This is a genomic window from Nocardia brasiliensis ATCC 700358 (assembly GCF_000250675.2).
In the GTDB taxonomy this organism is placed as follows: Bacteria; Actinomycetota; Actinomycetes; order Mycobacteriales; family Mycobacteriaceae; genus Nocardia; species Nocardia brasiliensis_B.
Genome location: NC_018681.1, coordinates 9,191,614 through 9,202,637 on the forward strand (window position 1 = coordinate 9,191,614; position 11,024 = coordinate 9,202,637).

General features: G+C 68.1%; 9 protein-coding genes. 4 read left to right on the top strand and 5 right to left on the bottom strand.

Annotated features, from left to right (window positions below; genetic code table 11):
* Positions 1-147 precede the first annotated feature (147 nt).
* On the bottom strand, positions 148-555 hold the full coding sequence (locus tag O3I_RS41180) for an SdpI family protein (protein ID WP_014989007.1): 408 nt from the start codon (positions 553-555) through the stop codon (positions 148-150).
* A 352-nt stretch (positions 556-907) separates the two neighbouring features.
* Between O3I_RS41180 and leuS the strand changes: the two genes are divergently transcribed.
* Together leuS and O3I_RS41190 are read left to right on the top strand one after the other, a co-directional pair.
* Positions 908-3,754: a leucine--tRNA ligase gene (gene leuS / locus O3I_RS41185; protein ID WP_014989008.1), complete on the top strand. Its 2,847-nt coding sequence runs from the start codon at positions 908-910 to the stop codon at positions 3,752-3,754.
* Positions 3,755-3,771: 17 nt separating this feature from the next.
* Positions 3,772-3,990, top strand: coding sequence for a hypothetical protein (locus O3I_RS41190; protein WP_014989009.1), 219 nt, complete (start codon positions 3,772-3,774; stop codon positions 3,988-3,990).
* Positions 3,991-4,083: 93 nt separating this feature from the next.
* Here the strand turns inward: O3I_RS41190 and O3I_RS41195 are convergent, their stop codons facing one another.
* Complete coding sequence (locus O3I_RS41195; protein ID WP_014989010.1) at positions 4,084-4,785, bottom strand: SDR family oxidoreductase; 702 nt, start codon at positions 4,783-4,785, stop codon at positions 4,084-4,086.
* Between the two features lie 195 nt (positions 4,786-4,980).
* Between O3I_RS41195 and ggh the strand changes: the two genes are divergently transcribed.
* On the top strand, positions 4,981-6,318 hold the full coding sequence (ggh, locus tag O3I_RS41200; protein ID WP_014989011.1) for a glucosylglycerate hydrolase: 1,338 nt from the start codon (positions 4,981-4,983) through the stop codon (positions 6,316-6,318).
* Between the two features lie 94 nt (positions 6,319-6,412).
* A complete protein-coding gene (locus O3I_RS41205) occupies positions 6,413-7,147 on the top strand; it encodes a glycoside hydrolase family 25 protein (protein WP_014989012.1) in 735 nt (244 codons plus the stop codon).
* 75 nt (positions 7,148-7,222) lie between these two features.
* Here the strand turns inward: O3I_RS41205 and O3I_RS41210 are convergent, their stop codons facing one another.
* From O3I_RS41210 to O3I_RS41220, 3 genes are all read right to left on the bottom strand, one after another.
* Positions 7,223-9,289 carry a PhoX family protein gene (locus tag O3I_RS41210; protein WP_041564976.1) on the bottom strand — a complete coding sequence of 689 codons (2,067 nt, stop codon included), beginning with the start codon at positions 9,287-9,289 and terminating at the stop codon, positions 7,223-7,225.
* A 153-nt stretch (positions 9,290-9,442) separates the two neighbouring features.
* Positions 9,443-10,246: a hypothetical protein gene (locus tag O3I_RS41215; protein ID WP_041563194.1), complete on the bottom strand. Its 804-nt coding sequence runs from the start codon at positions 10,244-10,246 to the stop codon at positions 9,443-9,445.
* A gap of 85 nt (positions 10,247-10,331) precedes the next feature.
* Complete coding sequence (locus O3I_RS41220) at positions 10,332-10,871, bottom strand: lipoprotein LpqH (protein WP_014989015.1); 540 nt, start codon at positions 10,869-10,871, stop codon at positions 10,332-10,334.
* Between the last annotated feature and the right edge of the window lie 153 nt (positions 10,872-11,024).

Here is an 11,024-nt window from a genome sequence, read left to right on the forward strand (position 1 = left end):
CCACCCCGGAGTCGTGCCAGTAGTTTCCCCAGTATGGGACCGCCCCACACCAGTGCCAACCGGATTCGGCGAGGTGATCGGATCGAAACCTGGGCGAATAGGGTTACGAGCGGGCCGGTGGAATGGTTCGACCGGATGAAACAGGCCCTAAGTCGCGGGCTGGCAGGCGTCGCGCAGCGAGCAGGCGCCGCACGCGCTGCCGCAGCCGCCGACCTCGGCGGGCGGGGCGATCGCCGCGGCCTTGGCCGCGGCCGCGTTGGCGCCCGCCCCCAGGGTGAACAGCGCGACGACGGCGACACCTACGGCGACGAACAGCGCCGCGAAACCACCCGCGGCGAGCACGACGAGACCACCCGCCAGCAGCAGCGCACCCGCGGCCAGGGAGGTGGGGGCGGCGATGCGATTCGCGACGCGGAAGGTCTCGTCGTCGGCGAGGGCGGCCTCGGTGTGCACCCCGACGAAGCGGTTGCGCGGCAGCCGGCCGGTCAGCCCGAGCGCTCCGGTCGCGAGGGCGACGAGGCCGAGCACGAACAAGACGAGAGCGACGACGAACACCCATGCAGGCTATCGCATCGGTGTCGACGGACCGCCGACAGCTCCCGCGCAACCCTGCAGCACCCGGCGCGTCACCACTGCGGACAAGCGCTTTCCACACTGCGCCGGGACAGCTCGCGGACCTAGCAACCAAACGCACTGTTGGGTCCGCCGAGCGGAGAATGCCAACTCTGCGGTATCGCGAAACCGGTGTGCCGCAGCCGCATACCGACGGGTGGGTAACCCGGGAACAGAGATCGGCACGGGCGCGCGAACGGAGTCAGCGCAGCCCGATTTTCAGTACTGCGGTGTGCACGTTCTACCCTGATAGACGAAGTTTGTCGGGGATCGGCGATAACAAGAAGGCAGGACCGTGCAGGACACTCGTGCGACCGATAGCGATGTACCCGAGCATCGGTACAACGCCGCGCTTGCCGCCCGTATCGAAGCGCGTTGGCAGCGGACGTGGGCCGACCGCGGGACCTTCCATGCGCCGAACCCGGTCGGTCCGCTAGCGGGCGACACCCCGGCGGACAAGCTTTTCATCCAGGACATGTTCCCGTACCCGTCGGGGGCGGGCCTGCACGTCGGGCATCCGCTCGGCTACATCGCCACCGACACGTTCGCGCGGTATCACCGGATGCACGGCCGCAACGTGCTGCACGCGCTCGGCTTCGATGCCTTCGGCCTGCCCGCCGAGCAGTACGCGGTACAGACCGGCGCGCACCCGCGGGTGACCACCGAGTCGAACATCGCCAACATGCAGCGCCAGCTGAGCAGACTCGGACTCGGCCACGACAGCAGGCGCTCGTTCGCGACCACCGATCCGGCGTACTACCGCTGGACCCAGTGGATCTTCCTGCGCATCTACAACTCCTGGTACGACCAGGAACTCGACCGCGCGCGCCCGATCACCGAGCTCGAAGCTCAATTCGCCAGTGGCGCACGGCCGGTCCCGGACGGCAAGACGTGGGACGGGCTCTCGGCCACCGAGCGCGGCGCGCTGCTGGACTCGTATCGCCTGGTCTACCTGACCGATTCGATGGTCAACTGGTGCCCCGGCCTCGGCACGGTGCTGTCCAACGAGGAGGTCACCGCCGACGGCCGCAGCGAGCGCGGCAACTTCCCCGTGTTCCGTAAGCGCCTGTGGCAGTGGATGATGCGGATCACCGCCTACGCCGACCGGCTGATCGACGACCTGGACCACCTGGACTGGTCGGATCAGGTGAAGGCGATGCAGCGCAACTGGATCGGCCGCTCGCGCGGCGCCCAGGTGAAGTTCGACGTCGCGGGCGAGCAGATCGAAGTGTTCACCACCCGGCCCGACACCCTGTTCGGCGCGACCTACGTGGTGCTCGCACCGGAACACGAACTGGTGGACAAGCTGACCGCGGCGGCGTGGCCGGACGGCACCGATCCGCGCTGGACCAACGGTGGCGCCGCGAATCCCGCGGATGCCGTTGCGGCGTACCGCAAGTCGATCGTGGCGAAGTCGGATCTGGAGCGCCAGGAGAACAAGGAGAAGACCGGCGTCTTCCTCGGCGTCCATGCCGTGAACCCGGCCAACGGCCGAGCCGTGCCGGTCTTCGTCGCCGACTACGTGCTGAGCGGCTACGGCACCGGCGCGATCATGGCGGTGCCCGGCCACGACCAGCGCGACTGGGAATTCGCCACCGTGCTCGGCCTGCCGATCGTGGAGGTCATCACCGGCGGCGACCTCGCCGAGGCCGCGTACTCCGGTGACGGCGCGCTGGTGAACTCCGGCTATCTCGACGGACTGTCCGTCGAGGAGGCCAAGGCGACCATCATCGCCCGGCTGGAAGCCGACGGTCACGGCACCGGCACCATCCAGTACAAGCTGCGCGACTGGCTGTTCGCCCGCCAGCGTTACTGGGGCGAGCCCTTCCCGATCGTCTTCGACGAGGACGGCAGGCCGCACGCGCTGCCGGAATCGATGCTGCCCGTGGAGCTTCCGGAGCTGGACGATTTCGCCCCGGTCACCTTCGACCCGGACGACGCCGACTCCGAGCCGTCACCGCCGCTGGCCAAGGCCACCGAGTGGGTCAACGTCGAACTGGACCTGGGCGACGGCCCGAAGATGTACCGGCGCGACACCAACGTCATGCCGAACTGGGCGGGCAGCTCGTGGTATCAGCTGCGCTACGCCGACCCGACCAACCCGGAAGCGTTCTGCGCCAAGGAGAACGAGCAGTACTGGCTCGGCCCGCGTCCGGCCGAACACGGCCCGGACGATCCGGGCGGTGTCGATCTGTACATCGGCGGCATGGAGCACGCGGTGCTGCACCTGCTGTACGCCCGGTTCTGGCAGAAGGTGCTGTTCGATCTGGGTGATGTCAGCGGCCGGGAACCGTACCGAAAGCTGTTCAACCAGGGCTACATCCAGGCCTACGCCTACACCGACGCCCGCGGCGCGTACGTGCCCGCGGCCGAGATCGTCGAGCGGGACGGCAAGTTCTTCTGGACCGAACCGGGCGGCACCGAGATCGAGGTGTTCCAGGAGTACGGCAAGATCGGCAAGTCGCTGAAGAACGCGGTCTCGCCGGACGAGATGTACGACCTCTACGGCGCGGACACCTTCCGCTTCTACGAGATGTCGATGGGCCCGCTGGACAGCTCGCGGCCGTGGGCGACCAAGGACGTCGTGGGCGCGCACCGGTTCCTGCAGCGGGTGTGGCGGCTGGTGGTGGACGAGGAGACCGGCGCGGTGCGCGTCGCCGAACTCGATCCCACGCCGGAAACGCTGCGCCTGCTGCACAAGACCATCGCCGGTGTCGACGAGGACTACGCCGCGCTGCGCGACAACACCGCGGGCGCCAAGCTGATCGAGCTGACGAACCATCTCACCAAGACCTATCCCGACGGCGCGCCGCGCGCCGTGGTGGAGGCGCTGGTGCTGATGCTGGCGCCGCTGTCCCCGCATATCGCCGAGGAGATGTGGGAACGCCTGGGACACAACGAGTCCCTGGCGCACGGCCCGTTCCCGGTGGCCGATCCCGCGCTGCTGGTGCAGGAGTCCGTCGAGTACCCGATTCAGGTGAACGGCAAGGTCCGCAGCCGAATCCAGGTCCCCGCCGACGCCGACAACGCCGCGATCGAGGCCGCCGCCCTCACCGACGAAAAGATCGCGGCCCTCCTCAACGGCGCCGCCCCCCGCAAACTGATCGTCGTCCCCGGCCGCCTGATCAACATCGTCGCCTGACCCACCCGAGTAGCCCTGTGTCGAAGACCGAATACCGTGCGCTGCATTTCTCGCAGGCGAATCCGCGGGGGGCTGGGCAGGGGGACGTGCCTGCGCTGTTGCGGGCGATCGCCGCGACGCTGACGGAACTCGGCGCGGTCAGCGTGCAGGATCTGGTGCTGCACAACGAAGTTACCGCCGAAGGTGACTGGCCGTCGGTCACGGTCTACTACACCAGGACCGACGGCGACGACTGATCGACGGCGACGGTGACCGGCCCGTGCGCGAACCGGTTTCGGCCCCTTCCTTTCCGGCAGACGGAACGGGAAGGGGCCGTAGTCTTTCCGGTGCTAGCTGGGCATCGGGCGGAGCACGATCTCAGTGGGGTGGGCGTCGCGCGGGGTTTCGACGGCGGTACGGACCGCGCCGGCCACGGTCTCCGCGCGCAGGAACTGCTCCGGCTGGTATTCGCGGCCCTCGTGAGCGATGATCTCGCGCTGCATATCGGTGTCGATGCGGCCGGGGTGGATGGCGGTGACGCGCAGGGCGGGCTCCTCCAGCCGCAGGGCATCGCCGAAGGCACGCAACGCGAACTTGCTCGCGGCGTAGGAGGCCCAGCCCGCGTTGGCGCGCAGCCCCGCGCCCGAATTGATCAGCACCACATGGCCGTTCGCGACCCGCAACGCGGGCAGCAGCAGGCGGGTCAGCTCGGCGACGGCGATCACGTTGGCTTCCAACGTATGTCGCCACTGCTCTACGGTGGACTCGGCGATGCTGTTCAGATCCGCGACACCGGCGTTGTGCACCAACACATCCAGGCGCGGGATCTGCGCGGTCGCCGCGGCCACCGCCGGGTAGTCGGTCAGCTCGACCGGCCACGCGGTCGCGCCGGGCAGCTCGTCGAGAACAGGACGCAGCGCGTCGGCCGATCGGGCACCGAGCAGCAGGTCGTGGGTCGGCGCGAGCTCTCGGGCGATGGCGGCGCCGAGCCCACGGCTCGCACCGGTGATCAGCGCGGTCGGCTTCGGGGAGCTGGTCACGGCATTGGTCATGCGCCCCACCGTAATAGCCCAGGAAAACAGAGCGATGCATGCATATATCGATCGACCATCTCGAGCAGTGAAATACGGACGGGGCATTCGAGAGTGACAACCGCCGCGCACGAGCCCCCCGCCACCAGGTGGGACGAGGCCGAGTCGGACATCACAGAACGGGCGTACTTGCGGGTGGCACCGCAGAATAGGGGGATGGCACACCCGGGGTTCACGCCCACGCAGCTCGCGGCCCGCGCCGCGTATCTGCTGCGCGGCAACGACCTGGGCACGATGACCAGCGCGGCGCCGCGCCTGTATCCGCACATGTGGAGCTGGGACGCCGCGTTCGTCGCGGTCGGCTTGGCGCCGCTGAGCGTGGAACGGGCCGTGATCGAGCTCGACACGCTGCTCTCGGCGCAGTGGAAGAACGGCATGATCCCGCACATCGTGTTCGCCAACGGCGTCGACGGCTACTTTCCGGGTCCCGCGCGGTGGGAGTGCCGCAGGCTGGCCGCGAACGCGCCCGACGGGCCGGACACCTCCGGGATCACCCAGCCGCCGGTGCACGCCATCGCGGTGCAGCGCATCCTCGATCACTCGCGCAGGCACGGCCGCAGCACCCGCGCGGTCGCGGAGGACTTCCTGCACCGGCGCTGGCCCGACCTGGTGCGCTGGCATCGCTGGCTGGCGCACGCCCGCGACCCCAAGGAAACCGGCCGGATCACGCTGTATCACGGCTGGGAATCCGGTATGGACAATTCGCCGCGCTGGGATCGGGCCTACGCCAACGTGGTGCCCGAGGATCTGCCGCCCTACCGGCGCGAGGACACCGCGGTGGTCGCCGACCCCACCCAGCGCCCGAGCGATCGCGAGTACGACCGTTATCTCTGGCTGGTGGAGCAGATGCGGCGGGCGGGCTACGACGACTATCAGCTTTCCTCGACGATGAGTTTCGCCGTCGAGGACGTGTTCGTCACCGGGATCTTCGCGCTGGCGTGCGAGGTGCTCGCGCACATCGGCGAGGAGTACAAGCAGCCGCACGCCGACGTGCGCGAGCTGTACATGTGGGCCGATCGGTTCCGGGCTGGCGTCGTCGCGACGACGGACCCGCGCACCGGCGCGGCCCGGGATTACGATGTGCGCGCGCAGCGCTGGATCAGCACCGAGACGCTGGCGATGTTCGCGCCGCTGTTGTGCGGCGGGCTGGCGCGCGATACCGAGCGGGCGCTGCTGCGCACGTTCGAGGGTCCGCGCTTCTGCGGGCATCCCGACTTGCGCTACGCGCTGCCGCCCTCGACCTCGCCGGTGTCGCGGGAGTTCCGGTCCCGCGAATATTGGCGCGGGCCGGTATGGCCGGTGATGAGCTGGCTGTTCTCCTGGGTGTTCGCCCGGCGTGGCTGGGCCGAACGCTCGTTCATGCTGCGGGCCGAGGGGCTGCGCCAGGCCAGCGACGGCAGCTTCGCCGAGTACTACGAGCCGTTCACCGGCGAACCGCTCGGCAGCATGCAGCAGTCGTGGACCGCCGCCTCGGTGCTGGATTGGCTGGGCTGAACCACCCGGTTCGCATGCCGTTGGGTAAATGTTCCGCAACTGCCTCTTACGCAACACTGGTCACAGGAAGATCAAATAGCTATCGTCGAAAGCCATGGACATCCCTCGTTGGAGCTCGACCATCCGTCGCCGCGGTTCGGCACTGACCCTGCTCGCGCTCACCGGCATCCTCACCGCAACCCTGCCGGGCACCGCGGTGGCGACGCCGACCGGCCCGGACGTCTCGTCCTGGCAGCACATCGACGGGCGGCTGATCGACTGGTTCGCGGTCAAGCGTTCCGGCCACGACTTCGCCATGGTGAAGGCCACCGAGGGCCTCAGCTACATCAACCCGTACTTCGTCCCGGACAGCTTGCTGATGCGGGCGGCCGGGGTGGCCCGCGGGACCTACCACTACGCCCGGCCGAACCTGCCGCCCGAACCGCAGGCCGCGCTGTACGCGACCGTGGTGCTCGGGCAGAACGGCGCACTGGACCTGCCGCCGGTGCTCGACCTGGAGACCACCGGCGGACTGCCGCCCGCCGCGCTGATCGACTGGACGCGGCGGTATCTCAACACGGTGCAGGCCCTCACCGGGCGAGTCCCGATCGTCTACACCTATCCGCACTTCTGGCGGACGGCGATGGCCGATACCAACGAGTTCACCCGGTATCCGCTGTGGATCGCCGACTACCGGGACAACGACGATCCCGAGGTACCGGGCGGCTGGCCGCACTGGACCTTCTGGCAGACCACCGACAGCGGCCGGATCGACGGCATCGCGGGTAACACCGACCTGAACCGCTACAGCGGCGCGCAGGGCGATTTCGCCCGCTTCGCCAACATGTAGCGCCACCCGGAAACCACGAAACCGCCACTCCTGCAGGGGATACAGTGGCGGTTTCGCAGGGCGGCGCACCGGACGCTAAGCGCCGATCCGGCCGCCGTTCTTCTTCCACACCGCGGCAACCGAAGGACGCGGTTGCGCGGTGCCGCCGTCGGGCCAGTGCGACAGCGGGTTCTCGGGGGTGGCGTCGTCGGACTCGCCGGGATGCTGCACGCACACCAGCACGCGCGACTCGGTGACCACCGGGCCGCAGGTCTCCGCACCGCGCGGCACCGTCAGGAATTGTTTGGTGGCACCGCGATTCGCGCCGTCGAGCACGACGGAGAACAGGCCGTCATTCGACTTGAGCGCGTTGCCGTCGGTGGAGATCCACAGGTTGCCGTACGGGTCGAAGGCCAGGTTGTCCGGGCAGGAGATCGGGCTGACCTTCGACTTGTCGTATCCGGCGAAGTAGGTGTCCGCGGCGTTCGGGTCACCGCAGACCAGCAGCAGCGACCAGGTGAACTTCGTGCCCGCGTGCTCGTCCTCGATCTCCAGGATCTGGCCGTTCTTGTTCAGGTTGCGCGGATTCGCCTCGTCCGGGCCCTGTTTGCCGCTGGCCCCGCGATTGTCGTTGTTGGTCAACGCGACATAGACCTTGCCGGTGTACGGGTTGGCCTCGAAGTCCTCGGGACGGTCCATCTTGGTGGCGCCGACCTTGTCCGCGGCCAGCCGGGTGAACACCGCGACCTCTTCCGCGCTCATGCCGTCGACCAGCGATTTGCCCTTGCCGTCCGCGCCGGTCTCCAGCAGCGGAATCCATTGGCCGGTACCGGTGAAACCCTTGTCGGAGGGCTTCGCCCCGGTGCCGTCGACCTTGTCCGGATGGTCGCCGGTGAGCTTGGCGACGTAGAGCGTGCCCGCGTCCAGGATGGTCAGGTTGTGCCGCATGCTCGATGCGCCCGCACCCGATTCCATTTTGCGCGACGACACGAATTTGTACATGTAGTCGAACTTTTCGTCGTCGCCGGTGTAGGAGACGACCTCACCCTTCGCGGTGACGTAGATGGTGGCGCCCTCGTGCTTGAGCCGGCCCATCGCGGTGTGCTTGATCGGGGTCGAGGTGGGATCCCACGGATCCACCTCCACCACGTAGCCGAATCGGTTGGCCTCGTTGGGTTCCTGGGCCAGGTCGAACCGCTTGTCGGCACGCTCCCACTGGTTGGGCGTCTTACCCGCGGCGAAGCCGTACCGTTTGGCGCGGGCGGCCGCGGTGGCCTCGGTGAGCTTGTCGCCGTTGGCGAAGTAGCCGTTGAAGTTCTCTTCGCCGGAAAGGACTGTGCCCCAGGGGGTCACGCCGCCCGCACAGTTGGCGAAGGTGCCGAGCACCTTGGTGCCGGTCGGATCGGCGGAGGTCTTGACCAGATCACTGCCCGCGGCCGGACCGGTGAGCTTGAACTCGGTGGTCGCGGTGATCCTGCGGTTGTACTTGCCGAAGGCGGGGGTCAGCTTGCCCGTACCCGCTTCGCCGCGCACCTCGACCACGGTCAGGCCGTGCGCGGCCTGAGTGATCGCGATCTGCTCATCGGTCGGTGCGTCCTTGTTGTATCCGCGGAACATGTGCGGGCCCGTGGTGTATTCGTGATTCACCACGAGCAGGAAGCCATTCGCCTGCCCCTCGATCGGCAACAGCGCGGCGAAGTCGTTGTTGTAGCCGAATTGCTTGGCCTGCGCGGCCGCCGTCTGCTTGTCGAAATCGAATGCGGGCGCGTCCGCGAAAAGCGGATCACCCCAGCGGATCACGACACCCTGCTCGTAGCCCTCCGGGATCACGAGCGCGTCTTCCTTGTTCGGCGCGACCGCCGCGAAGTCGGTGCCGGTCCCGGGCGGGCCGCTGGGCGACGGGCCGGCCGACCCCGTCTGCTCGACGTCGTCGCCGCAGGCCGCGAGCACACTGCCGGCGCCGACGGCGAGCACGGCCGCCGCGCCGCCCTTGATCAGGCCGCGCCGGTTCAGCGAGCTGACGATGTCACCGAAGTAGGCGCCGGCCGAGGTGTTGGGGACCTCGTGGAAACACGCGTTCGCACATTTGTATTCACACGTGACCGCGGCGCGCGAGGACTGGCCGTCGTGTTTCACGAACAAGGCGAGGGGCTGGAAACTCACGAACGGCACGCTAAACGATCCGGACAATCCAGAAACGGACAAAAGGTGAACAGCGGAACAATTAGGTAACCCTCAGTTTGCCCAGCTACCGCTCGGCACAAACAAATGCCGCGCTCTCCGCATGATTCGGAGCAGCGCGGCATTCGCCGGGCTTCAGGCATTGACGGCGAGCGCGATGACGACCTCGTGCTCGGCCTCCGGCAGATAGTGCACCCGCAGGATGCGACCGACCTGCACCTGGCCGACACTGCTCGGGGCCAGGAACTTCTCCACCAGCGTGCTGAACGTCGACCCGTCGGGCCTGGTCACGACCAGCCCGAGGGCGATCTTCGAGTGGCCGTCGCGGATCTCGCCGGTCACCGACAGCGACCGGACCACCGCCTGGGTCGCGATGCCCCGCTCGGCGATGTCGAGCTTGTGCCGCGTGGTGATGCCCTTGCGGATCATCGACTCGTTCATGGCCTGCTGGGCCTGGGCGGTATCACCGGAAAGATCCACCTCGACCTTGTCGGTGCGGTCCGGCAGGTAGCGAACCGGCAGCACCACTCCGGGCTGCAGCAGAGCCAATTCGGTCAGCGGCACAATCATTTTCGCGGTCGCGACGAAGTTCTTCCCGTCCGCGCCCTCGACCGCGAACTCGATCCGCACCTGCGGTTGATCGTTGACGGTCATACCCGTCTGACCGACCGACCTGATGGTGCCGAGACCCAGCAAACCGTTGCGGAACGCCGCACTGTTCCGGCCGGTGAACGCCGCGGCGATGCCCTCGCCGGTGCATGCGAATACGATCGGGACGAGGGTGAGCGCAAGGATGGGCAGCACCATCTGCCAACCGAGCCAAGCCATTCCGGCCGGTTCGTAGACATCGGTGCGGTTATAGGTGAGGCCGTGCAAGACGTAGTAGCCGATGGCGAGCGCGCCGACCGCGACGGCGCCCCAGCGCAGGTATTTCATGATGCTCCTTATGGATTCGAGCCCACCCCGTCGTCGAGGTCGTGGCCGCGACGACGGGGTGGGGCGGAAAGGTTGGCGCCGCGGGCGATCAGCCGCCGACGAGGTCCGAGCAGGCGAAGGTGACGTCGAACTTCGAGGTCTTCGGGCCGGCCAGCGGGTTGGTCAGGTCGGGGGCGCCGACGCCCTCGCCGGAGATCTTGTAGGTGTTGCCGTCCTTGGTGAGGGTGGCCGAGCCGCCCGGCATGCCGTTGCCGAAGCCGATCGCATAGGGCTGGCCCGACTCGCCGCCCTTGGTGCCCGCGAACCCCACCGCCTGGACCGTGTCGGCGCCGGTGATGGTGGCGCTCACCGACAGGTTGCCGTAGGTGGCGTTGGCGGTGTCGGTCAGCGCGAGCGCCAGCGTGCCCGCCTGCTTCGCACAGGTGGTGGTGAACGTCGCGGTGAGGGCCTTGCCGTCGACCGAGGCGGTCGACTTGCCCGCCGGCGCCGGGTTGCCCTGCGCGGACGGCGTCGCGGCGGCCGAGGACTTGGCCGGGCTGCTGCTCGCGTCGTCGCTGCATCCGGTGACGAACAGCGCGGTAGCGGCGGCGGCGGTGACGAGGACGGCGGTGACGGACTTGGTGTTCATGATGCTTCCTGACTGTCTGTGGAGGGCTCGGTGCCTTCCTGGAGTTCGGCCGGCCCGGTGTGGCTGGGCCGATACGAGAAAGGTAGGAACGGTTCGCGCCCTACCGATCCCAGGTTTGCGCCGGTCCGAATCCGACAAATGTCCGTTAACCTG

Excerpts from the sequence above, each read along its gene's own strand:
- O3I_RS41195 (WP_014989010.1), bottom strand. The coding sequence starts at position 4,785 with ATGACCAATGCCGTGACCAGCTCCCCGAAGCCGACCGCGCTGATCACC.
- ggh (WP_014989011.1), top strand. The coding sequence starts at position 4,981 with ATGGCACACCCGGGGTTCACGCCCACGCAGCTCGCGGCCCGCGCCGCG.
- O3I_RS41205 (WP_014989012.1), top strand. The coding sequence starts at position 6,413 with ATGGACATCCCTCGTTGGAGCTCGACCATCCGTCGCCGCGGTTCGGCA.
- O3I_RS41220 (WP_014989015.1), bottom strand. The coding sequence starts at position 10,871 with ATGAACACCAAGTCCGTCACCGCCGTCCTCGTCACCGCCGCCGCCGCT.